17 protein-coding genes and 1 pseudogene are annotated in these 23,599 nt (G+C 70.6%); 6 read left to right on the forward strand and 12 right to left on the reverse strand.

Going from position 1 to position 23,599, the window contains the following annotated elements; translation table 11 throughout:
* Positions 1-47: 47 nt before the first annotated feature.
* Positions 48-1,823 (forward strand): coagulation factor 5/8 type domain-containing protein, encoded by a 1,776-nt coding sequence (locus OG226_RS10165; RefSeq protein ID WP_328676498.1) that lies wholly within the window; start codon positions 48-50, stop codon positions 1,821-1,823.
* Between the two features lie 264 nt (positions 1,824-2,087).
* Here the strand turns inward: OG226_RS10165 and fusA are convergent, their stop codons facing one another.
* The 6 genes from fusA to OG226_RS10195 all read right to left on the reverse strand — a co-directional run bounded on the left by fusA (position 2,088) and on the right by OG226_RS10195 (position 9,190).
* Positions 2,088-4,145 (reverse strand): elongation factor G, encoded by a 2,058-nt coding sequence (fusA, locus tag OG226_RS10170; RefSeq protein WP_329348659.1) that lies wholly within the window; start codon positions 4,143-4,145, stop codon positions 2,088-2,090.
* Between the two features lie 282 nt (positions 4,146-4,427).
* Positions 4,428-4,919, reverse strand: a complete 492-nt coding sequence (locus tag OG226_RS10175; protein ID WP_329348660.1) for a hypothetical protein — start codon at positions 4,917-4,919, stop codon at positions 4,428-4,430.
* 282 nt (positions 4,920-5,201) lie between these two features.
* Positions 5,202-5,894 carry a response regulator transcription factor gene (locus tag OG226_RS10180; protein WP_328676503.1) on the reverse strand — a complete coding sequence of 231 codons (693 nt, stop codon included), beginning with the start codon at positions 5,892-5,894 and terminating at the stop codon, positions 5,202-5,204.
* Positions 5,891-7,321 carry a sensor histidine kinase gene (locus OG226_RS10185; RefSeq protein WP_328676505.1) on the reverse strand — a complete coding sequence of 477 codons (1,431 nt, stop codon included), beginning with the start codon at positions 7,319-7,321 and terminating at the stop codon, positions 5,891-5,893. Before OG226_RS10185 ends, OG226_RS10180 begins: the two co-directional genes overlap by 4 nt.
* A gap of 91 nt (positions 7,322-7,412) precedes the next feature.
* A complete protein-coding gene (locus OG226_RS10190) occupies positions 7,413-8,258 on the reverse strand; it encodes an ABC transporter permease (RefSeq protein WP_328676507.1) in 846 nt (281 codons plus the stop codon).
* Positions 8,255-9,190: an ABC transporter ATP-binding protein gene (locus OG226_RS10195; protein ID WP_328676509.1), complete on the reverse strand. Its 936-nt coding sequence runs from the start codon at positions 9,188-9,190 to the stop codon at positions 8,255-8,257. Before OG226_RS10195 ends, OG226_RS10190 begins: the two co-directional genes overlap by 4 nt.
* Before the next feature lie 337 nt (positions 9,191-9,527).
* Between OG226_RS10195 and OG226_RS10200 the strand changes: the two genes are divergently transcribed.
* Entirely contained in the window at positions 9,528-10,607 is a 1,080-nt protein-coding gene (locus OG226_RS10200) for a glycoside hydrolase family 53 protein (protein ID WP_329348661.1), read from the forward strand.
* Between the two features lie 94 nt (positions 10,608-10,701).
* Here the strand turns inward: OG226_RS10200 and OG226_RS10205 are convergent, their stop codons facing one another.
* Complete coding sequence (locus tag OG226_RS10205; RefSeq protein WP_329348662.1) at positions 10,702-11,715, reverse strand: glycoside hydrolase family 26 protein; 1,014 nt, start codon at positions 11,713-11,715, stop codon at positions 10,702-10,704.
* A gap of 926 nt (positions 11,716-12,641) precedes the next feature.
* On the opposite strand from OG226_RS10205, the pseudogene OG226_RS10210 reads away from it, so the two are divergent.
* Together OG226_RS10210 and OG226_RS10215 are read left to right on the forward strand one after the other, a co-directional pair.
* Positions 12,642-13,342 (forward strand): annotated as a pseudogene (locus OG226_RS10210) (alpha/beta fold hydrolase).
* An 85-nt stretch (positions 13,343-13,427) separates the two neighbouring features.
* On the forward strand, positions 13,428-14,420 hold the full coding sequence (locus OG226_RS10215; RefSeq protein ID WP_329348663.1) for a phosphotriesterase family protein: 993 nt from the start codon (positions 13,428-13,430) through the stop codon (positions 14,418-14,420).
* On the opposite strand, the gene OG226_RS10220 is transcribed toward OG226_RS10215, so the two are convergent.
* Entirely contained in the window at positions 14,401-15,357 is a 957-nt protein-coding gene (locus tag OG226_RS10220) for an AraC family transcriptional regulator (RefSeq protein ID WP_329348664.1), read from the reverse strand. The genes OG226_RS10215 and OG226_RS10220 overlap by 20 nt on opposite strands.
* Positions 15,358-15,516: 159 nt before the next feature.
* On the opposite strand from OG226_RS10220, the gene OG226_RS10225 reads away from it, so the two are divergent.
* Together OG226_RS10225 and OG226_RS10230 are read left to right on the forward strand one after the other, a co-directional pair.
* Positions 15,517-16,833: an amidohydrolase family protein gene (locus OG226_RS10225; RefSeq protein ID WP_329348665.1), complete on the forward strand. Its 1,317-nt coding sequence runs from the start codon at positions 15,517-15,519 to the stop codon at positions 16,831-16,833.
* Positions 16,834-16,900: 67 nt separating this feature from the next.
* Complete coding sequence (locus OG226_RS10230; RefSeq protein WP_329348666.1) at positions 16,901-19,699, forward strand: ATP-binding protein; 2,799 nt, start codon at positions 16,901-16,903, stop codon at positions 19,697-19,699.
* Positions 19,700-19,709: 10 nt separating this feature from the next.
* Here OG226_RS10230 and OG226_RS10235 read toward each other — a convergent pair whose 3' ends face one another.
* The 4 genes from OG226_RS10235 to OG226_RS10250 form a co-directional block, all read right to left on the reverse strand.
* Complete coding sequence (locus tag OG226_RS10235; RefSeq protein WP_329348667.1) at positions 19,710-20,561, reverse strand: GNAT family N-acetyltransferase; 852 nt, start codon at positions 20,559-20,561, stop codon at positions 19,710-19,712.
* Positions 20,562-20,675: 114 nt separating this feature from the next.
* On the reverse strand, positions 20,676-21,365 hold the full coding sequence (locus tag OG226_RS10240; RefSeq protein WP_329348668.1) for an alpha/beta fold hydrolase: 690 nt from the start codon (positions 21,363-21,365) through the stop codon (positions 20,676-20,678).
* An 84-nt stretch (positions 21,366-21,449) separates the two neighbouring features.
* Positions 21,450-22,352: an alpha/beta fold hydrolase gene (locus OG226_RS10245; protein WP_329348669.1), complete on the reverse strand. Its 903-nt coding sequence runs from the start codon at positions 22,350-22,352 to the stop codon at positions 21,450-21,452.
* 85 nt (positions 22,353-22,437) lie between these two features.
* Entirely contained in the window at positions 22,438-23,406 is a 969-nt protein-coding gene (locus tag OG226_RS10250; protein WP_329348670.1) for an RNA polymerase sigma factor, read from the reverse strand.
* Positions 23,407-23,599: the final 193 nt, after the last annotated feature.

The following is a 23,599-nucleotide window of genomic DNA, read 5'->3' on the forward strand; positions in this document are numbered from 1 at the left end:
CTCCCAACCCCACCGGCGTTCATTTCATGAACAAGGAGAGCCGCCTTATGTCCCCAGTTCCCCGCAGAGCCGTCCTCGGTGCCGCCGCAGCGGTGTCCGCCCTGGCCGGACTGCCCGCAACCGCCTCCGCAGCTTCCGCCGCCCCCGCGACCCCCGCCGCGAACAAGCCACTCGCTCTGCCGGGCGGCGGCGATCTCGGCCCCAACGTCATCGTCTTCGACCCGTCCACCTCGGGCATCCAGGCCAGGCTGGACCAGATCTTCGCCCAGCAGGAGACGGCCCAGTTCGGCACCGGCCGCTATCAACTGCTGTTCAAGCCGGGCACGTACAACGGGCTCAACGCCCAACTCGGCTTCTACACCTCGATCTCCGGGCTCGGCCTCTCCCCCGACGACACCACGATCAACGGTGACATCACGGTCGACGCGGGCTGGTTCAACGGCAATGCCACCCAGAACTTCTGGCGTTCGGCGGAGAACCTCGCGCTCGTGCCCGTCAGCGGGACCAACAGGTGGGCCGTGGCTCAGGCGGCCCCCTTCCGTCGGATGCACGTCCGCGGCAGCCTCAACCTCTCCCCGAACGGCTACGGTTGGGCCAGCGGCGGCTACATCGCCGACAGCCGGATCGACGGCCAGGTCCAGCCGTACTCGCAGCAGCAGTGGTACACCCGGGACAGCGCGATCGGCAGCTGGCTCAACGGCGTCTGGAACATGGTCTTCTCAGGCGTGCAGGGCGCTCCCGCGCAGGGCTTCCCGAACCCGGTGTACACGACCCTCGCCACGACACCGGTCTCCCGGGAGAAGCCCTTCCTGTACCTGAACGGCACCGAGTACCGCGTCTTCCTCCCCGAGAAGCGCACCAACGCGAGCGGGGTGACCTGGGGCAACGGCACACCGCGCGGCACCTCACTGCCCCTCTCCCAGTTCTACGTCGCGAAGCCGGGCGTCACGGCCGCCACCCTCAACCAGGCGCTCACACAGGGACTTCACCTCCTGCTGACCCCGGGCATCTACCACCTGAACCAGCCGATCCAGGTGAACCGCGCCAACACCGTCGTCCTGGGCCTGGGTTACGCAACTCTGGTCCCCGACAACGGAGTTACGGCCGTCAAGACCGCCGACGTCGACGGCGTGCGCCTGGCCGGGTTCCTGATCGACGCGGGCACGGTCAACTCCAACACCCTGCTGGAGGTCGGCCCCGCCGGCACGACGACGGACCACTCCGCCAACCCCACCACCGTCCAGGACGTGTTCGTCCGCATCGGCGGCGCGGGCGCCGGCAAGGCCACCACCAGCATGGTCATCAACAACCGCCACACCATCGTCGACCACACCTGGCTCTGGCGCGCCGACCACGGCACGGGCATCGGCTGGGACACCAACCGCGCCGACTACGGACTCGTCGTCAACGGCGCCGACGTCCTGGCCACCGGCCTGTTCGTCGAGCACTTCAACAAGTACGACGTCCAGTGGAACGGCGAGCGAGGCCGCACGATCTTCTTCCAGAACGAGAAGGCGTACGACGCCCCGAACCAGGCCGCCATCCAGAACGGCTCGATCAAGGGCTACGCGGCCTACAAGGTCGCCGACAACGTGACCGTGCACGAGGGCTGGGGCCTGGGCAGTTACTGCTACTACAACGTCGCCCCGACGATCGTGCAGCACAACGGCTTCGCGGCGCCGAACCGTTCGGGCGTGAAGTTCCACGACCTGCTCGTCGTCTCCCTCGGCGGCCAGGGCCAGTACGAGCACGTCATCAACGAGACGGGTTCGCCGACCTCGGGCACGTCGACCGTGCCGTCGACGGTGACCTCGTACCCCTAAGACCCCGGCAGTCCCTGAGACCCCGGAGTCCCTGAGTACGTGGCGGGTGCGGGCCGAAGCTCCCCCTTCGGTCCGCACCCGCCACCGTCACCGTCACACCTGGGGCGTGATCTCGGCGATCGGCGTCCAAATGCCGCCCGCTGCAACGGCGTTGACCATGGCAGACGTCACACCCCCCAGTCCCTCGCCCCTCCCTAGCCCGGCTCCCCCCGCGACCGGCGACGGAAGGCGTCCCGCGCTGAGACGCCTCCCGTCCAGGTGCCGCTACCGGGTCGCCACCGCACCCGGCGCGGGCGCGTACCCCGTCGGTCGGGCCGTGAACGTGCCCCGGCCCTGCGTCCGGCTGCGCAACCGCGTTGCATAGCCGAAGAGTTCGGCCAGCGGCACGGTCGCGGTGACGATCGCCGAACCTGTGCGGGTCGTCGAGCCGGTGACGCGGCCGCGGCGGGCGGCCAGGTCGCCGAGGACTCCGCCGACCGCGTCCTCGGGCACGGTGACGGTGACCTCGACGACCGGTTCGAGGAGGACCGTCGTGCAGGCACGCAGGGCTTCGCGCAGGCCGAGGCGGCCGGCCGTGCGGAACGCCGTCTCCGAGGAGTCCTTCACGTGGGTCGCCCCGTCGGTCAGCGTGACGCGCAACCCGGTCACCGGGAACCCGCCGATCGGCCCCTCGGTGAGGGCGTCACGGCACCCGGCCTCCACCGAGCGGACGTACTCCTGCGGCACCCCTCCGCCGACGACCGCCGAGCGGAACTCGAAGCCGAGGCCCTCCAGCGGTTCGACGTCGAGCACCACGTGCGCGAACTGGCCTGATCCGCCGTCCTGTTTGACGTGCCGGTAGACCCGGCCGGTCACTCCGCGCACGACCGTCTCCCGGTAAGCGCCCCTGGGGCGGCCGACGTTGGCCTCCACGCCGGTGGCCTGTCGGATCTTCTCCACCGCGACCTCCAGGTGCAGTTCACCCATGCCGGACAGGACCGTCTGCCCGGTCTCGGCATCGGTGCGGACGACCAACGACGGGTCCTCCTCGACCAGTCGGGCCAGTGCCGATGCCAGCCGGTCGGTGTCGGTGCTCCTGCGGGCCTCGACCGCCACGGAGACCACCGGGTCGGCGACCGCGGGCGGTTCGAGGACGAGCGGGGCGTCCGGCGCGCACAGGGTCGAGCCGGCGCGGGTGGACTTCAGACCGGCCACGGCGACGATGTCCCCGGCGACCGCCCGGTCCACGCGTTCGTGCCGGTCGGCCTGCACCCGCAGGATGCGCCCGATCCGTTCGGTACGCTGTGCCCCCGGGTCCCACACGGTGTCTCCCCTCTCGATCGTGCCCGAATAGATCCGCAGATACGTCAGCCGCCCGGTCGCGGTCGCACTCACCTTGAACGCCAGTGCGGAGACGGGAAGTTGGGGATCCGCCGCCCGCTCCTGCTCGACGCCCGCGTCGTCCGTTCCCCGTACCGGCGGAACGTCCGACGGCGACGGCAGATACGCCACTACGGCGTCCAGCAGCGGCTCGATACCCCGGTTGCGGTAGGCCGAGCCGCACAGGACGACCACACCGTCGCCGGTGCGGGTGAGGTCGCGCAGGACGGCACTCAACGTCGCGGCGGACAGCGTGGACTCGGCGTAGAACTCCTCCAGCGCGCCCGCGTGCAGCTCCGCCACCGCCTCCTCCAGCAGTCGTCTGCGCCGCCGCGCCTCCTCCAACAGGCTTTCCGGGACCGGGAGTTCCTCAGGCGTGTCACTGCCGTCGGTCCACACCAGGGCACGCATCCGGAGCAGATCGACGACGCCGGTGAAGCCGTCCTCCGCGCCGATCGGCAACTGCACCACCAGCGGCGCCGGATGGAGCCGTTCGCGGATGGAGGCGACGGCCGTGTCGAGGTCGGCGCCCGCGCGATCCAGCTTGTTGACGAAGGCGATGCGCGGGACGCCGTAACGGTCGGCCTGGCGCCACACCGACTCGCTCTGCGGTTCCACGCCAGCGACGGCGTCGAACACCGCGATCGCGCCGTCGAGGACGCGCAGGGACCGTTCCACCTCGTCGGCGAAGTCGACGTGTCCCGGGGTGTCGATCAGGTTGATCCGGTGACCGTCCCAGGCGCAGGTGACGGCCGCGGCGAAGATGGTGATGCCACGGTCGCGCTCCTGGGGGTCGAAGTCGGTGACGGTCGTGCCGTCGTGGACCTCACCGCGCTTGTGCGTGGTGCCGGTGAGGTAGAGGAACCGCTCGGTGACGGTGGTCTTGCCGGCGTCGACGTGGGCGAGGATGCCCAGGTTGCGGACGGCGGAGAGCGGGGTGGTGAGAGGGAGTTCGGTGCGCACGGCCCATGGCCTTTCGAAAGTGATTTCCGTGCAGGGCGGCGCAATTCCCGTGCGGGAGAGGTGAATTGACGGAGCGTCAAAAAGCTGTCACGTCACGGGCATCCGGTGCCGGCCGCGCAGCGGGCACCGGACGGCCGAAGACACGAGGATCACCTCGTACCGGGAGCGGGGAACGACGACAGCGGTGCTGTAGCGCACGGCCGGGCTCCCCTCACTCGTCAACGGATGTGGCGAGTGTAGGGAAGCCCGGGGGTGTGGAGCACGGGATTTATGCGGTGCGGGTCAGGTGCAGGTGGGGACGCCGTCCAGCCGGGCCGGGCCCTGGATGTAGATGTTGTTCATCCTTGCCTTGTAGCCGGGCAGGTAGGCCCAGGCGTCGTTGGTGTAGCCGTCGGCGGTGACGGTCTCCGCGTGCTTCTGGCACTCGCCGCGGATGCTGGTCGCGTCGGGGAAGGAGTAGACGCGGGTGGCGCCGACCGAGGGTGCGGTCTTCGTCCAGACGCCGGTGCCCCAGGTCTGGAAGACATGCCCGCTCACCGCACCGGTGTTGACGCGGACGGCCCCGAAGCAGTCGCCGCGCAGGCGGACATGACTGACCATCAGATGCGGGCCGGACTGCCTCGCCTCGGCCGACTCGCCCGCGCCGAGGTAGATCGCGATGTGGTGCAGGTCCGCCGAGTCGCCGTAGGCCAGCAGGTCGCCGGGCGTACAGGCGCCCGCGTTGACGTCGTCGCTGCGTCCGGTCAGGGGCGCCGTGGCCGGGTGCGAGGCCACGTTCCACAGGCGTACGGTGCGGTCGCGAACGTGGCGGCGGCGCGGAACATCGTGCGCATGTTTCCCCCTGGTAGGTCTCCTGCGTCGTCGCAGGCCGTGCTTCGGGCCGACGGAATCAGCCTGTCCCGGGGGGATTTCCGGGGTCGACGGGTTTCCTGTTGCCTGTCGGGGGGAGGGGTGGGAAACCCGGTGTGAGCTGGGGTGTTGCGGACCTGCGGGCAACCGGCGCGGCGCCGGGTCGACCTGCGTGGACGTGGCCCCGACCGCTTCGCCGGGACCGGGCTACTGGTCGGCGGAGTTGGGGCGGGCGAGTCCGAGGTCGTAGGCCAGGATCACCGCCTGGATGCGGTCGCGGGCACCGACCTTCGCGAGGACGCGGCCCACGTGGGTCTTCACCGTGGACTCGGAGAGGAAGAGGCGCTCGGCGATCTCGCCGTTGGTCCAGCCGTGGCCGATGGCGACGAGGATCTCGCGCTCGCGGTCGGTGAGGGGGCGGATGCGGGGATCGTCCGTCGCGGGCGCCGCCGCGGGTCCCTGCGGTGAACTCTTCGGCAGGTGCTGGGCGTAGGCGTCCAGCAGGCGGCGGGTGAGCGCGGGGGCGATGACCGCGTCGCCGGAGGCCACCGCGCGGATGCCGGCGAGGAGTTCCTCGGGGTGGGCGTCCTTGAGGAGGAAGCCGCTGGCTCCCGCGCGCAGTGCCTCGTGGGCGTACTCGTCGAGGTCGAAGGTGGTCAGGATGAGGACACGGGAGCGGTCGCCGGCCGCGACGACCCGGCGGGTGGCCTCGATGCCGTCCATGCCGGGCATCCGTACGTCCATCAGGATCACGTCGGGACGAAGTTCGGCGGCCATCCGCACCGCCTCGGCGCCGTGCCCGGCCTCGCCGACCACCTCGGTGTCGGGGTTGGCCTCCAACAGCATCCGGAATCCCAGGCGTTGGAGGGGCTGGTCGTCCACGATGAGCACGGTGGTCATGCCGCTCCCCCGGTCGCGCCCGTGTTCCCGCTCGTGTTTCCGCTCGTGTTTCCGCTCGTGTTTCCGCTCGTGTTTCCGCTCGTGTTTCCGCTCGTGTTTCCGCTCGTGTTTCCGCTCGTGTTTCCGCTCGCGGTGAGCGGGGTGGGGTCGAGGGTGGCCCGTACCGTCCAGCCGCCGCCGGGGGCGGGGCCCGCGGTGACGGTGCCGTGGTAGAGGGCGGCGCGTTCTCTCATGCCGGCGAGTCCGTGTCCTTCATCGTGGGTCGGTGCGGGTCCGGCGGCGACGGTGCCCGGGCCCGTGTCGTGGCAGTCGATGCGCACCCCTGACTCCTCGACGTTCACGGCGAGTTCGACGCGGGTGTCGTGGCCCGCGTGCTTGAGCGCGTTGGTGAGAGCCTCCTGCACGATGCGGTACACGGTGAGTTGGACTCCGCGATCCAGGGCGGCCGGGTCGCCGCCGGTGCGGTACACGACCTGCGGACCGGCCGCGCGGATACGGGCGCACAGGGCGTCGAGGTCGGCGATGCCCGGCTGCGGGCTGAGTTCGGGGGCGTCCGGTGTGGCGGTCTGGACGCGCAACACGCCCAGCATGCGGCGCAGTTCACCGAGTGCCTGGCGGCCGGTGTCGCCGATGAGGAGCAGGGCCTGCTTGCCGCGTTCGGGGGCGAGGTCGGTGGCGTAGGCGCCGCCGTCGGCGAGGGTGATGATGACGGAGAGGTTGTGGCCGATGATGTCGTGCATCTCCCGTGCCACGCGGGTGCGTTCGGCGGCGGCGGCGAGTTTGCTGCGCTGGTCGCGCTCGATCTCCAGGCGGGCCGCGCGGTCGCGCAGCACGGCCAACTGGGCGCGTCGGATGCGGACCACGAAGCCGAGCGCCACCGCCGCCGTGATCGTGCTGAACAGGACGAACAGCGCGTCCAGAACCGGCACTTGGGGCGGCAGCCGCAACGCGAACAGTCCCAGAGCGGCGAGGGTCACCGCGCAGGCGACGGGCAGCCGGCGCAACTGCCCGTGCAGGACCAGGCTGTAGAGGGAGATCAGCAGGGCGACGTCGGCGCGCAGCCAGACGCCCAGCCCCGCCTGGACGAAGAACACCGCGCCGATCAGCGCGAAGGCCAGGGTCGGTCTGCGGCGCCGCAACAGCAGCGGCAGCACCAGTCCGGCCTGCAGGGCGACGGTCGCCGGCCAGGGCAGATGGATGAAGCTGTTGTCGAAGCCGCGCCGTCGGCCGTCGTCGTCGTCCACCAGGTCCGGCAGGCAGAACACCAGCGCGGCCATGACCGTCAGGGCCGTGTCCAACACCCAGGGGTGCCGCCGGTCGCCCTGCTTGATCCGCCGGCCGAACCGGGACAGGACGCCGGCCACCGGATGACTCCACGGAAGGTCTGTTTCCGCGAACAGCAGGTGGGCGGGGTCGTCGAGGCTCATCGGTGTCACTGGTCCGGGTTCATGGGGGTCACCTGTTCATTGTGGGCCGGGTGCGCGACGTTCGGGCGTCGGACACCCGGCCCCGGAGACCTCAGGCGTCGGTCCGCAGCAGCCGGTACGCGGCCCCGGCCAGCGCGAGGGCCGTCCAGCCGAGGAAGACCAGGAGTCCGGCGGTGGGCGACAGGGTCGTCGAGTCGTGGGTCAGCGCGAACATCGCCTGGCCCGCGTTGCTCGGCAGATAGGGGCTGATGTCGTCCTGCCAGGAGCTGGGCAGCAGCGAGATCAGGCCCGGGACCAGCATGAACGTCGCGACGAGGACCGAGATGCCCCCGGCGACCGAGCGCAGCAGCGCGCCCAGCGCGGTACCGATCACGCCGACGAGGCCGAGGTAGAGACCGGCGCCGAGCAGGCTCCGTACGACTCCGGAGTGGGAGAAGGTGAGAGCGGCGGGGGTGTCGGAGACGATGCCGCTCACGATCGGGAACGCGACGAACACCCCGACGAGGGAGATCCCGAACGCGACCACGCCGAACACGAGGGCCTTCGACCACAGCACCGGCAGGCGGCGCGGTACGGCGGCCAGGGTGGAGCGGATCATGCCGGTCGAGTACTCGCCGGCGGTGACCAGGACGCCCAGCACACCGAGCGCGAGCTGTGCGAAGTTCGTACCGAAGAGGGAGATGTCGAGCGCGGTGGAGTTCGCGTCGTCGGACCTCAAGTGCCCTGAACCGTAGGAGGACTTGTAGTGCGCGGCGGCGATCAGGCCGAACGCGATCAGGAACAGCAGGCCCAGGCCCAGGGTGATCCAGGTGGAGCGCAGGGACCACAACTTGGCCCACTCGGAGCGCAGCACCCGGCGTCCGGTGACCTTGTACGGCGGACGGGCCGGTTTCGCCGGTGCGGGTGCGGCGCTGTCGGTCGCGGTGATGGTGCTCACGCGGCCCTCCCGGAGGTCTCGACGGTGGTGGAGCCGTGGTACTCGACGGCGTCCCGGGTCAGGTCCATGAACGCCTGCTCCAACGACACGGTCCGCGCGCTGAGTTCGAAGAGCGGGATGCCGTGCTCGGCGGCCCTGACGCCGATGGCCCGCGCGGTCAGCCCGGTGACGTGCAGCTCCTCGGAACCGACCTCGCCGCTGATCTCGACACCGGGACCGGCGAGGACCTCGCGCAGCCTGGCCGGCTGCTCGGAGGCGACGGTGACGGTGTCGCCGCCCGCGTGCCGGACCAGGTCCTGCACGGTGGTGTCGGCCAGCAGCCGCCCCCGTCCGACGACGATCAAGTGGTCGGCGACCAAGGCCATTTCACTCATCAGGTGCGAGGAGACGAAGACGGTACGACCGTCCGCGGCGAGCCCGGTCAGCAGGTTGCGGATCCACAACACACCTTCCGGATCAAGGCCGTTGACGGGTTCGTCGAGCATCACGGTCGCCGGGTCGCCGAGCAACGCGGCGGCGATGCCGAGCCGTTGGCCCATGCCGAGGGAGAAGGCCCCGGCCCGCTTCTTCGCCACGCTCTGCAGTCCGGTCATCTCGATGACCTCGTCGACCCGGCGGCGCGGGATGCCGTGCGTGTGGGCCTGCGCCATCAGGTGGTCGAAGGCGGAGCGGCCCGGGTGGATCGACTTGGCCTCAAGGAGCGCGCCGACCTCCTGGAGCGGCGCGCTGTGCTCGGCGTAGGGCTTGCCGTTGACCATGACGGTGCCGCTGGTGGGCGCGTCCAGGCCGACGATCATGCGCATCGTGGTCGATTTCCCCGCGCCGTTGGGGCCCAGGAAGCCGGTGACGGTGCCGGGCCGGACGACGAAGTCCAGCCGGTCGACCGCCGTCTTCTCCCCGTACCGCTTCGTCAGTTGGTGTGCCTCGATCATCGGTTTCCCTCGCGCTCACGTGCCACCGCCCCCACTGGGCTTTCCCACCGGCAACGCTAGGAGGTCGGGGGGCTCGAAACCGTCGTACCGGGGGGTCATTGAGGGCGCGGGCGTAGTACCTCGGTACCACGGCGCGCACGTGGTTGTGTACGTTCCCATCCCGTTCACGCGATAGTTACGCCCACCAACTGCGGGAAATACAACCGACACACATATTTACAGCGCATGTCACCTCTCCTACTGTGAACGTTCTCAGACATACCCGCATGCGCATGTCAGTCGACCCAAGGAGGTCGGGATCCACGTGAGAAGCCCGGGCCGCATAGTCAAAGCCGCCTTGCTCCTGGCCGCAGTCGCCCTGCCGGCGGCGATGCTCACCCCCACGGACGCCGCCGCGGCGAACTCGCTCACCATGCTCGGCGCCGATGTCTCGTCCGCGCAGCGCGCGATCGACCTCGGCGCCAAGTACTACGACTCCAGCGGGACCGCCAAGGACCCGCTCGACATCCTCAAGGGCGCCGGCGTCAACTACGTCCGCCTGCGGATCTGGAACAACCCCGCCAGCGGCTACAACAACAAGGCGAAGGTGCTGGCGTACGCGAAGCAGGTGAAGGCCAAGGGCCTCAAGCTGCTGATCGACTTCCACTACTCGGACACCTGGGCCGACCCGGGCAAGCAGTACAAGCCGGCGGCCTGGTCGAGCCACGGCATCAGCGCGCTGCAGACCGACGTCTACAACTACACCTACGACGTCTGCAACAGCCTCAAGTCCCAGGGCACCACCCCGGACAGCGTGCAGATCGGCAACGAGATCAACGTCGGCATGCTGTGGGACGACGGCAAGGTCGTCAACAACAGCTTCACCAACCTCGGGCTGCTGCTGAAGTCGGGCTACAACGCGACCAAGGCGTGCAACAGTTCCACCCAGGTGATCATCCACACCGCCGACGCGGACAGCGACTCCAACGCCCGCTGGTTCTACGACGGCATCAAGGCGCAGGGCGTCAACTGGGACATCACCGGGCTGAGTTACTACTGCATGTGGCACGGCACGCTGGCCAACATGGGCAGCGTCGTCTCGGACATGAAGTCGCGCTACGGCAAGGACGTCATCATCGCGGAGACGGCCTACCCGTTCACCTCGTCCGACGCGGACAGTACGGCGAACTCGGTGACGTCGGGGTGCTCGGGCTATCCGCTCACCTGGGCGGGCCAGGGTGCGGAGTTCACGGCGGTACAGAACACGGCCCGGAGCGCGGGGGCGATCGGCGTCTTCTACTGGGAGCCGACCTGGTACGCGGTCACCGGCAACGGCTGGGACCCCGCCGACATCGCGAACAGCGGGGACGGCTGGGACAACATGGCGATCTTCAACTGGACCGGCCAGGTGAATCCGAACGTGAAGTGGACGCCGTAGGGCGGTAGTTCGGGACGCAGGGTCTGGAGGGGGAGGACGGAGAGGGGAGGGGGAGGGGGAACGGCGGGTGCCGTTCTCCCTCCCCCCTCCCCTCTCATGGCTGACTGTCCGTCAAGGAGCGGTACACGGCTGAGGACTTGGGGTTGTCTCGGCAGCGCCAGACGCCGTGCGGGCAGTAGTCGCTGATGGTCTGGTAGAGCGGGCGTTGGCCGGCCATCCAGGTGAGCATGCCGCGCATGTAGGTGGGGTTGTCGCCGTTGTCGAACAGTCCCCACTCGGGGTAGGCGATGGGCTTGTGGTGGGCGCGGGCGAAGTCGACCTGCGTCAACAGCCCGTAAGGCTCGGTCAGTTGCTGGGAGAAGGACAGACCGCGGGGGGCGTCGTACGCGTCCATGCCGATGACGTCGACGTAGTCGTCGCCCGGGTAGCAGTCGGTCCAGGGGATCGCGTCGCGGCCGCGGTTGGGCGTGAAGTCGAACCGGAAGTGCTGCCCCGGAACGGATCGCATCGCGGTGACGATGCGCGTCCAATAGCGCTTCCAGGACGCGGGGTCGGGCGCGCATCGGTGGGTGTAGGTGGTGCCGTTCATCTCCCAGCCGAGGACGATCTCGGTGTCGGGGGCGCCGAGTTGGACCAAGCGGTCGGCAAGGGTGCGGAAGTGATCGTCGTAGCGTCCGTCCGCTCCGTCTCTCAGTTCCGTGCGGACCACACTGTCGGGGAGGTGGGCCTCGTTGCGGTCCAGCATCGGCACGTTGAGAACGAGGAGGCGGTGCTGCTCACCCCGCCGCCAAGCGGCCCACAGGGCAAGGTCGTTGGAGGCGCCCTCGATGTCGCTCCAGTTCTCCCCGGGCAGATACGCATGCCCGACCCGGGGCTCGGGCCGTCCGAGCCAGGCCCCGAACTCCGCGACCCGGCGCACGGCGTCGGCACCGTATCCGACGTAGGCGCCGTAGGCCGTGGGCGGGCCGGACGTCTGCGGCGGGGCTGCTTGCGTGGGCGGAGGCGGGGATTCAACGCCGGGTACGCAGGCGGGCCCGGCCACCAGGAGGAACGCGAGGGCGACGGTGAACAGGGCCGACGGGGTGCGGCGCGTCCCGTGCGGGGGCACGGCTCTCCTTCTTCGGGGGGGTGCGGGGGGCTGCGGGTTCGGGGGGGCTGAAGCGGGTTCGAGGGGTTCGGGGAGTGCGAGGGGTGCGAGGGAATGAAACGGGTTTGGGGGGTGCGGGAGCCGAAGCCCGAGCAACGTATCAGCGCGGGGGCGAAGATGATGACGTAGCGCGTTATAGGAGACATCATCGCCAGGCGAAGTGGAGAATGCCGCCGCCGGCGTTGCCCCGGTCCAACTCCTGGGGATGGCGAGTGAGGCTGGGATCTTGGTGGGGGCGTTGCAGGCGGGGACGTAGCACAGAGCCGGCTCGGCTCGGCTGCATTTAGCGCAGCATGGGAGTAGGGCGCCCTGCCCCTTCTACCTGCTGCGGGTGGCGAGTCACGCGGCAGTTTGACCGGCGCAGTGGCGCAGCGCGGGACCGGTCCAACTCGCCGCAGTCCGGCGCGAGACCCGCTCGGCCGGGCTTGGCCGGGATGGCGGCGGATCCGCTCAGTCCGGCTTGGTTCAGTGACGGGGGGTCAGGTCCACTCGGCCTTGCCCGGCGTGAGACCTGCTCGGGATCACCCCGGCACGACACAACTCGACGGAACCATCGGCAAGTTGGCTTGCGAACAACCCGCAGAGCTTCGCCGACCGGCCGGAGCCGAGCCACGAACCCGGGGATGGCTGGGCAGTTCTGACCAGTCGGTGCGGACTCTGAACCCCGACACCTGTTCCACTCGCGCTCGGCGCGCACCCAGGTGGAAGGACGCAGCGCTTCCTCAACCGCCCGGCGCGGAATCACGACGCCGGACATGGACGAACCCGGGCCGCACCGCCCCGGACCTCCAGCAACCGTCCTCCTCAATCTCGACGCGCGCCCACGCGAAAGGACTGCGCGCCGACGCGAAAGACGGCAACCGTGTGCCCTTGGAAGAGTCGGGTCCATGAATACGGAACCGGTGGAGAACGTCGTACTCGTGCACGGCGGATTCGTGGACGGCTCCGGCTGGCGGGAGGTGCGCCGACTGCTGACGGACGACGGGTTCCGGGTGGGCGTCGTACAGAATCCGACCCTGTCCCTCGCGGGCGATGTCGCGGTGACCGAGCGGGTGTTGGCCGCGCTGGACGAGCCCGCGATCCTGGTCGGGCACTCCTACGGCGGGGCCGTCATCACCGAGGCCGGGAACCACGAACGGGTCGCCCGGCTCGTTTACATCGCGGCGTTCGCGCCCGACAAGGGCGAGTCCGTCAACACGTTGATCGCCGACCCGGAGCCTGGCGCGCCGGCGCCACCGATCCTGCCGCCGGTCGACGGGTTCCTGTTCCTCGACCGGGAGAAGTTCCACGCGTCCTTCGCGGCCGATCTCCCGTTGGCCGAGGCGGAGTTCATGGCCGACTCGCAGGTGCCGTGGGGCTCGACGCGATCGGCGGCGCGATCGGCGAACCGGCCTGGCGGCACAAGCCGAGCTGGTACCTGGTGGCGACCGACGACCGGATGATCCCGCCGCCCACACAGCGGGCCATGGCTCGGCGGGCCGGCAGCACGGTCACTGGTACCGACGCCAGCCACTCCGTGTACGTGTCCCGGCCGGACGCCGTGGCCGACCTCATCAGGCAGGCCGCGGCCGACGCTACCGACGGCTGACGCCCCTTACCTCCACACCCCCCAACTCCCCACCCCTGCACGTCTCTTCGCAAGTCACGAGCCGGGCACGCACCGAAGGATCACCATGACAACCCCTCAAGCCCCTCAAGCCCCCCAACTCCAGACCATCCGCGGCCCCATCCCCGTAACCGCCCTCGGTGCCGTCCTGATGCACGAACACGTCTTCGTCGTCAGCGAAGAACTCCGGCAGAGCCTCCCCGAGACCTGGGACGAACAGGAACGCGTCGCCGATGCCGTCTCCCGGCTCAAGGCCCTCGCGGCGACCGGTGTCACCACCCTCGTCGACCCGACCGTCATCGGGCTCGGCCGCAATGTCGCCCGCGTCGCCCAGGTGAACGAAAGGGTGGATCTCAACATCGTTGCGGCGACCGGGATTTACACCCTCGCCGACATCCCCGACTTCTACCGGTATCACGGCCCGGGCACGCTGCTCGGCGGCCCCGAGGGCATGACCGACCTGTTCGTCCGTGAGCTGACCGAGGGCATCGCGCACACCGGCATCAGGGCCGCGTTCCTGAAGTGCGCGATCGAGAACGAACTCACCCCGGGTGTCGAGCGGGTGATGCGTGCGGTGGGTCAGGCCCATCTGCGTACCGGCGCTCCGATCACGGTGCACACAAGTGCCGCCGCCCGTACAGGACTTGTCGCGCAGGACATCCTGCGCAGCGAGGGCGTGGACCTCGGGGCCGTCGTCATCGGGCACAGCGGTGACACCGCCGACCTGGACTATCTGCACCAGCTCATCGACAACGGTTCGTACGTCGGCATGGACCGGTTCGGTCTCGACGTGCTGCTGCCCGAGGACCAGCGGGTAGCGACCGTCGCAGCCCTCGCGCGCGAGGGGTTCGCCGAGCGGATGGTCCTGTCGCACGACGCGTCCTGCCACATCGACTGGTTCCCGCCGGGCGTACGGGAGCAGATCGCGCCGAACTGGCACCACACCCATCTCCACGACCAGGTTCTCCCGGTCCTGCGCGCCGCCGGGGTCACCGAGGAGCAGCTCACCACCATGCTCGTCGACAACCCGCGGCGGTACTTCACCCCGGCCAACTCCTAGGCGCCTCCTGGCTGTTGCGCCGCGCTTCGCGCGGAGTCAGCCCGAACTCCGCCCGGAACGCCGTGGCGAACGAGGCGTGGCTGCCGAAGCCGCTCGCATGAGCGATCTCCGCGATCGAGTACGTCGTCCAACTCGCTCTCGCCAGACGGGTTCTGGCAACGTTCAGCCGTTCGCGGCGGATCAGGTCGCGGGAGGTGGTGCCCGCGGCCTGGAGCACCTGCTGGACATAGCGAGCGGACCAGCCGAGCGCCCGCGCGATGCCGACGACGTCCAGGTCACGGTCGCAGGCGTGCTCCCGGACGTAACGCCGGATCGCGGTCTCGACGCTCGCCCGCTGTCCGGTGGGCGCCGAGTCGACGCCACCCTCCGCGGCGAGGCACACCAGGTCGAGGAGCCGGTCGCAGGCGATGTCGAAGGTCGTCTCGGAGAGGTGCTCGCGCTCCTCGTGCAGGGTGGTCGTCAACTGCCGTACGACACGGCCGAGTCCGCGGTCGCCGCCGAGCAGATGCGGTCCGCCGGCGGCGAGCGCGCTGCGCGCGGAGAGGTGCCGGCCCGACACGATCAGGGAGATGCTGCGGAGGTCGGCGCCGTGCGCGAACGTCAGCGGCCGGTCGATGTCGCACAGCGCCATGACGCCGGGCCCGATCTCGCCGGAGGCCGCGCCCTGTTCGACCCAGGCCGACCCGGCGAGGGGGACGAGGAGTTCGTACGTGCCGCGGGGATCGGTGCGGATGTGCTGGTTGTCCCGGTCCACGACTTCCTCGCCGCCGGAGCACAGGGCGAGACTGTAGGTCTTCGACCGCTGCCACTCCAGATGCCCGCTCCACGGGGCTCGGCGGTCCGGCACCTTGATCCGGCTGGCGCCGTGCAGTCCGGTGAAGACCTCGTCCCAGGCGCTCGCGGAGGAGACGGTCAGAGCTTGGCTCCAGGAAGACACACCTCATCCTATCCACCCGAATCCGGCGATGCCCGTGACAGCGGAACGCCTCGTTTCCACCCTCCTGTGATCGAGTTCACGCCCTCGGGATCGAACTTTTGGACCGGTCCCACATCTTGTTCTCGTTGACAGCACTCCCTCCGGAAACGAGCTCCCCCCATGTCCGTGCCTCGTCGCTTTCTCGCCCCCGTGGTCCTCCCGGCGGACCCGTCCTGTTCCGTCCTGCGCGACGCCGTGGTCGACGTCGACGCGGACGGCCGCATCACCCACTGCGGTCCGGCGGCCACCGCTCCCCCGCTCCTGGCCGGCGTCCCCCTCACCTCTCTCTCCGGCATCCTCGCTCCCGGCCTGGTCAACACTCACGCGCACTCCCCGATGACCCTCCTACGGGGACTCGGCGGCGACCTCCCGCTGGCGTCCTGGCTCCAGGACGCCGTCTGGCCCTCCGAGGCCCGCATGCGCCCCCGCGACGCCCACGCGGGCATGCTGCTGGGCTGCGTCGAGATGCTGCGCTACGGCGTGACAACCAGCGCCGAGATGTACGCGCACGCCGAGCAGGTGGCCGACGCGGCGCTGGAGGCCGGGAGCCGGGTCCTGATCGCGCCCGCCTACTTCGACCGGCCCGGCGACGACTGGCACACCGATCTCGCGGCCATCGGCAAGTGGATCGACACGGACGGCCTGCGCTTCGGGCCCGGTGAGCGCGTCGAGCTCTGCTACGGCCCGCACTCCGCCTACACCCTGCCGCCCGAGGCACTGCGCGCCACGGCGGAAGAAGCGGCCCAGCGCGGCGCCCTGGTCCACATCCATGTCGCGGAGACGCTCGCCGAGGACGTCGCCCAGCGGGAGTTGCACGGTTCGGTGCCTCAACTGCTCCAGGAGACCGGCCTGTTGGACGGGCGGCTGCTCGCGGCCCACGCCGTGCATCTCTCCGCCGACGACGTCCGGCTGCTCGCCGCATCGGGTGCCGGGGTCGCGCACTGCCCGGGCTCGAACGCCAAACTCGCCTCCGGCATCGCCGACTTGCACGCCCTGCGCGCCGCGTCCGTCCCGGTCGGCCTCGGCACCGACGGGCCCGCGAGCAACGACGACCTCGACCTGTGGGAGGAGGCCCGCCTCGCGATGATGTTCTGCCGTCTCGCCACGGCCGACGCCATGGCCCTCACCGCCGCGGACGCCTTCCTCATGGCGACCTCGGCCGGCGCCGCGGCCCTGGGCCGGACCGACATCGGAGCCCTGCGCCCGGGAAACTGGGCGGACATGATCCATCTCTCCGTGGACGGACCCCACTTCGCCGCGGGCCTCGACGTCGAGGACGGCCGACTGCTCGCCAACCTCATGTGGGCGGCAGGTTCCCGCGCGGTCCGGGACGTCTGGGTCGCGGGCGAGCCCGTCGTCGTGGACGGTGAGACGGTCACGGTGGACCGTGTCGCCGTCCAGCACGCCGCCGCGGAGGCTGCCGCGCGCATCGCCTGAACCGACCCCAGGCGCGTTTGGACCGTTCCTGTTCCCGCTCGACCGCACGACCCCTACGGGAGGCGTCATGGCATCGGCATCCCTCACCCCGTCGGCCCTCATCGGACGATCGGCCGAACTGGCCGTCCTCGACGGGCACTTCGACACCGCCCGGGCGCGGGGAGCCGCGCTGATACTGACCGGGGAGGCCGGGGTGGGCAAGACCGCCCTGCTGGAGGCCGCGGCGCCGCGCGCGTCCGGAGCGGGCTTCCGGGTGCTGCGGATCTCCGGCTGCCCGTTCCAACGGGGCGTCAGCTTCTCGGCGTTGAACCAGCTGCTGCAACCGCTGGCCGAGGAGATTCCCGCGCTGCCCGCACGGCAGGCGGAGACCCTCCAGGCGGTCCGCGGGCTGTCGGAGGAGCAGCCGACCGAGCTGCTCGCCATCGCGAACGCCGTGCACGCCTTGCTGGAACGGTCCACCGCGGAGACCGGTCCGCTCGCGCTGATCGTCGACGACGTGGCGTGGGTGGACCGGCCCAGCGCCACGGTCCTGGGCACCCTCGCGCGCGCCCTGCGCACCGGCCCCGTCGCCCTGCTGGGCGCGTCCCGGACCGGCGACGAGTCCTTCCTCAGCAACATCGGGATACCCGAGTACGAGGTACGGCCCCTGGACGACGTCTCGGCGAACGAGCTGGTGGCCGAGCGGTTCCCCGCGATGACGCCCAGGGTCAGGAGGCGGCTGGTCGAGGAGGCCCGGGGCAACCCCCTCGCCCTGCTCGAACTGCCGGTCCCCCTCAACGACTCGCAGCAGCGGGAGCGGGGGACCCTGCCCGCGGTACTGCCGTTGACCGAGCGGCTCAAGGGCATCTTCTCCACCCGGGTCGCCGCGCTCCCGGCCGCGACCCGGAAGCTGCTGCTGCTCGCCGTGCTGGACGGTTCGGGTGAACTGCACATCCTCCAGCGGGCGTCGGGCGGACCGGACGGTCTCGCCGGGCTGTCCCCCGCCGAGCGCGCCGGACTCGTCCAGGTCGACGGCGTCACCGGCAGGCTGGAGTTCCGGCATCCGCTGACCCGTTCCGCGGTGCTGGATCTGTCGACCAGCGAGGAACGCCGGTGGGCCCAACTGGCCCTCGCCGCCGAGCTTCCCGAGGGCTCCGAGCACCGGGCCCGGCACCTCGCCGACGCGGCCGTCGGCCCCGACGACCAAGTGGCCGCCCTGCTGCACGAGGTGGCGTACCGCACCCTGCGCCGCGGTGACGCGGTCGGCGCCATCACCACCCTGCTGCGCGCCTCGGAGTTGAGCGCCACCGGCACGGACAAGGCCCGTCGGCTGGCTGAGGCGGCCTGCCTGGGCGCCAACATCACCGGCGATCTCCGCAACGTGCGCGCGCTGCTGGACAACGCCGACCACGCCGACCCGTCCGGCACCGACTCGCTGGCCGCCGCCACCGCGGCGGCCAGTCAACTCCTCAACGGCGAGGGCGATGTGGACACCGCCCACCGGCTGCTCATCCGCGCCATCGAGGCCCATACGTGGCCCGACGAGACGGAGACGGTCGAGGACATCTTCCGCGAGGCCCTCAACACCCTTCTCATGGTGTGCTTCTACGGCGGCCGGCCGGAACTGTGGCGCTCCTTCGAGGACGTCGTGAAGCGCCGGCGTCCGCCCACGTCGCGCCGCCTGCTGCCGTTGATCCTGGGCACCTTCGGCGATCCGGCGCACGGCGCGCTGCCCTTCCTCGACCGGCTCGACAACCTCATCGCCGGCCTGCGCCAACAGACCGATCCTGTACGGGTCTTCGGCCTCGCGCTCTCCGCCTCGTACATCGACCGCCTGCCGGGCTGCCGCAGCGCGCTGCGCCGGGTCATCGACGACGGCCGCGACGGCGGGGCCGTGGCCCTGGCGATCCAGGCACAGTTCCTGCTGGGCAACGACGCCTACGCGGGCGGCCAGTGGGACGACCTGCTGGAGATCACCGCGGAGGGGCTGGCCTGGTGCGCGACGTACGACTACCGGCTGACGGCCTCAACGGGCCACTTCCAGCGGGGACTTGTGGCCGCCGCGCGCGGCGACGGCACCACCGCCCGCGAGATCGCGGACCGCCTGGTGTCCTGGGGCAACCCGCGCGGTCTGGGCGCGCTGCGGGTCTACGCCGCGCACATCCGGGCCCTGTCGGCGCTCGGCGGGGCGGACTTCGACACTGCCCACCGCCTGCTGTGCGCCCTCGTCACGCCCGGCGAAGTGCCGCGGTTCATGCCGCACGCGCTGTGGTTGCTGCTGGACTTCACCGAGGCCGCCGTGCACACCGACCACCACGAGGAGGCGGCCGCGCACATCGCGGCGGTCCGCGGGACCGACATCCCTTCGATCTCACCCCGGTTGGCGATGCTGACGGATGCCGCCGAGGCGATGTCGGACCCGGATGTCATCGACCATGACCGGTTCGAGGCGGCCATCGCCACGCCCGGTGCCGAGCGCTGGCCGTTCGACTGGGCGCGGATCTGCCTGGCCTACGGCGAGCGACTGCGCCGCGCCAAGGCGGGTGGCGCGGCCCGGATCCACCTGGACGCGGCGCTCGGTACGTTCGAGCGGCTCGGCGCCGCCCCGTGGAGTGCGCGGGCGGCCAACGAGCTGCGGGCGAGCGGCATTCCCGTCAAGCCGCTGAAGCCCGTCGAGTCGGACGGCCGGGACCGGTACGCGCTGCTGACTCCGCAGGAGCGGGTGGCGGCCCAACTGGCCGCCACCGGGCTGACGAACAAGCAGATCGCCGCGCAACTCTTCCTGTCGCCGCGCACGGTGGCGGCCCATCTCCGCAGTGTCTTCCGGAAGTTGAACGTCACCTCACGGGGCGGCCTGCGCGACGCGCTGACCGGCCCCATGCCGTGACGCCTCCCGCTCAGCTCGCCTCGGGCTCCAACTGCCAGCTCCAGTTGGGGCGTTCGTAGGCCACCTCGAAGCCGAGGCGGAGCATGTTGTGCAGGGAACTGTTGTGGGTACCGGGCTGTTCGGCGCCGGTCTCGGCGACGAGGACACGGCATCCCAACTCCCTTGCCGCGCGCGCCCGGGCGGCGAGCAGGGCGGTCTGCCCGCCGTGCCCCCGCGCGTGGGGCAGTACGGCGCCGGCGAACATCTGCGCCGTGTCACCGCGGACGAGCATGGTGCCGGTGCCGACCAACTCCCCTTCCAGCCAGGCGCCGTAGGGGTGCCAGCCCGGCCGGGTCACGGTCGCGGCGCCCATCTCGGCGTAGTGCTCGACCGGTGTCCCGAAGGCCCGCATCATCACCGTGCCCCATTCCAGGGCGTGTTGGACCTCCAGTGGGGTGACGGTGATGTCGTCGGGCAGTAGGTCCAGGGCGTCGGCGCGGGCCACGGCCTCCTCGGTCGTGCCGACGAGCTTCACCCAGGACGAGCCCTGGACGATGCCTTGCCGCTCGCAGATCTCCGGCCAGTCCTCGGGCAGGAAGGCGGGCGCTATCTGGAAGACGGCCTGCGGGGTGCCCGCCGCGCGGTAGAAGTCGCATACCTCTCCGACGAGTCGGGCCGTGACGGGGGCGGTGACACCGAAGCCGAGGGCCTTGCTCCAGAAGCGGGTGATGTCCTCGCGCATCGACAGCACCACACCGCCGCCGATCCTCGTGGCGGTCATGCCCAGCGCGGTACGGACGGGCTCGGGGGTCTCCGTCTGGAATCGATAGAGGGCCTCCGCCTCGGACTGCTCGGCGACGGACGCCTGGACGACGGTCGTCATGGATCTGTTTCCCTCTCGGGTTCGCTCGGCTTCCTCGGGAAGCCCCACGCGGACAGCCCGCCTGTGAACAGGCGGGCTGAAGCGGGGAGTTGACAGGTGGTCAGGGGCGGTACATCAGGCCTGGTGGGCCGCCGCCTGCTTGATCAGGTCCGCCACCGCGGCGGGCTGGGAGACGTAGATGGCGTGGCTGCCGTCGGCCTCGGCCACGGTGGCACCGGCGCGCTCGGCCATCTGGTGCTGGACCGCCGGCGGGATCATGCGGTCCTCGGTCGTGACGAGGTACCAGCTCGGCTTGGTCCGCCAGGCCGGCTCGGTGATCGTTCCGCCCACCGCGTCCAGGCCCCACGGAACCTGCGCGTCGGCCAGGAATGCGGCGTCCTCGGCCGGCAGGTCGCCCGCGAAGGACGCGGCGAACTTGTCACGGTCCAAGAAGAGGAAACCGTCGACCGGCGGCAGGATCGGCGGCACGGGTGCGCCGGGTGCCGGGTCGGCGACCAGCGAACCGACCGACTCGTCCTTGTCCGGCGCGAAGGCCGCGATGTAGACAAGCCCGGCGACGGCGTCATGGCGCCCTGCCTCGGTGATCACGGCGCCACCGTAGGAGTGGCCGACGAGGACCGCCGGGCCGTCCAGCGCGTCGAGGGCGCGATGGGTGACCGCGACGTCGCCTTCGAGGGACAGGGTCGGGTTCTGCACGACGCTGACGTGGAAGCCGTCCTGGGTGAGCAGGCGGTACACGTTCTGCCAGCCGGAACCGTCGACGAATCCGCCGTGTACGAGAACGATGTTCTTGACGGCACTCATGCCGTTGCTCCTTGGTTGTGTCGGAAACCCTCCGGACGGCTCCACGCTAGAGCGGACCGTCCGGCCGGGCTTCGACCAAATGACCTAGTTGGCGGCGGGAGCCTCGACGAACGCGGTCACGGCCTTCGCGAAGGCCTCCGGTTCCTCCAGGTGCCCGAAGTGCCCGCTGTCCTCGAAGATCACCAGCTCCGAACCCGGGATGAGCTCGTGCAGCTCCTCCGCCCAGCGCACCCCGCAGATGACGTCGTGGCGGCCGACCAGGACGAGGGCGGGCACGGTGAGCGAGCCGAGGCCGGCGCGGTCGTCGATGACATCCGGGGTGAGGTCGTCGTCGAGACCGGAGATGTACGTGGCCGTCACCCCGGCCCGCGCGGGGCCGAACTCGTCCTCCCGGCCCCAGAAGTCGGCGAAGTACGCGGGGAAGATGCCCCGCGCCACGGCGGTCATCTGGGCGTCGTCGGAGATGGTGGGGATGCTCTGGAACGCTCCAACGACCTCGGGGAGCCCCGGGTTCTCAGCGTGCCGGGCGGCGAACTCCCGCACCAGGCGCATCGCCTCGGCGCCGTGCTCGGGACCGGTCACCGGGGCGCTGTCGTAGAGGATCACGCCCGCGACGCGGTCGGGGTCGTGCAGGGCGTGGTACTGGACGACGAAGCCGCCGTGCGAGTGCCCGAGGAGGTGCACCTGGGGGACGCCGAGGTGCCCGATCAGCGCCGCGAGGCAGCGGCTGTAACGGGCCCGGGTGTAGCCGTGCGGGTGGGACGGCAGACGGCCGGAGGCGCCGGTGCCGACGGGCTCCGGGTAGACGACCGTGAGGTGCTCCTCCAGCGCGGGCATCCGCAGGTACTCCCAGAAGATGCCAGGCCCGCCGGAGTGCGCGATGCAGACCGGTCCACTGCCGTGCACGTGGTAGCTCTGCGTGATCCCGTCGATCTCGACGGTGTGAGTCCCGTTCGCGAGCGGGTCGGTCGTGGGGGTGGTACTCATGGGAACTCCCTGTTCGGCATACGGCGATGACACGGACAGGACGCGGGAGAAAGAACGAAGTTCGAAATAAATGATGTGACGCCGGTCACGCGATGAGGGCACGTGGGATCGGCACCGGCCGAGGATGCACGAGACGCAGCCGTTGCACCCGCCCGGCACCGTCCAGACTCATGAGCCAAGCCACGGCGGGCGGGCAATGGTCGGGGTCGTAGTCGGGATTGCTGATGTCCATCTCCCAGACGACCAGCGACCGCCCGGCCACAGCGTGCGCGAGATGCTGCCGTACGCCCGCCTCCAGATCGCAGTCCATCCCGCGCACCAACAGGCTTCTGCCGCCCACCGGTTGATTGCCCCGCACCAGCGCGGCCTCCGGCGACCAGCGCTCGGCGAGCAGCTTCCCGAAGTGCCCGCTCTCGGCCGCGTGCAGCGTCTCACGCGCCTCGATCCGGCTGGCGCGGGTCCGCCGCCCGACGTCTCCATGCGGGGCGTCGGCCGTGGCGGCGAGGGCCAGCGCGAGCTTGGCCCGCCCCTGACTGAGCCGACTTCGGACCGTTCCAACGGGCACACCGCACGCCTCGGCGATCTGCTCGTACGACGTGACCCCGACACTGAAATGCCGCAGCACGAGCGGCAACCGAAGCGCGGGAGTCAGCTCCTCGACGGCCTCCCAGATCCAGTCCCGCAGGGCGTGCCGCTCCAGCCACCGCTCAGGACCGGATTCCGTGGCGGGCACATGCAGATCATCGAGCGGCCGGAAATCGACGACCCCCCGCAGCAGCGAACGGGCGTGGTTCCGCACGATCATCCGCAACCAGGGCCCTACGGCCTCCGGGTCCCGCACATCCCCCACGCGCCGGAGCGCGGTCAGCGCCGCGTCCTGCATCACGTCGTCGACATCGGGCCCCGGCCCCAGCACACTCACCGCGACGGCCCGCATCCCGGCCCTGTGCCGCTCCAGCAACAGCCCCAGGGAAGCCACATCCCCGGCCTGCGCGGCCAGGGTGAGCGCCGCGTCCTCGATGCGTGTGATCTCACCCAGGTCCCGGCTGCTCATGCTGCCCCTCTTCCGGCGCCACCGTCGTCCGTACGACCGTAATGGGCGCGTGCTGTGACGTCACATCGCACGGACGCCTGCCGGGGCCGGGGTCGCACCAGGTGCCCGTTGCCGACACCCAGGTCCCGCACACCGCCGATACACCCGGGATCAAAGATGGTCAGCAACTGTTCGATGACTTGGACCGGTCCAT

The organism is Streptomyces sp. NBC_01261, assembly GCF_036226385.1.
GTDB lineage: Bacteria > Actinomycetota > Actinomycetes > Streptomycetales > Streptomycetaceae > Streptomyces.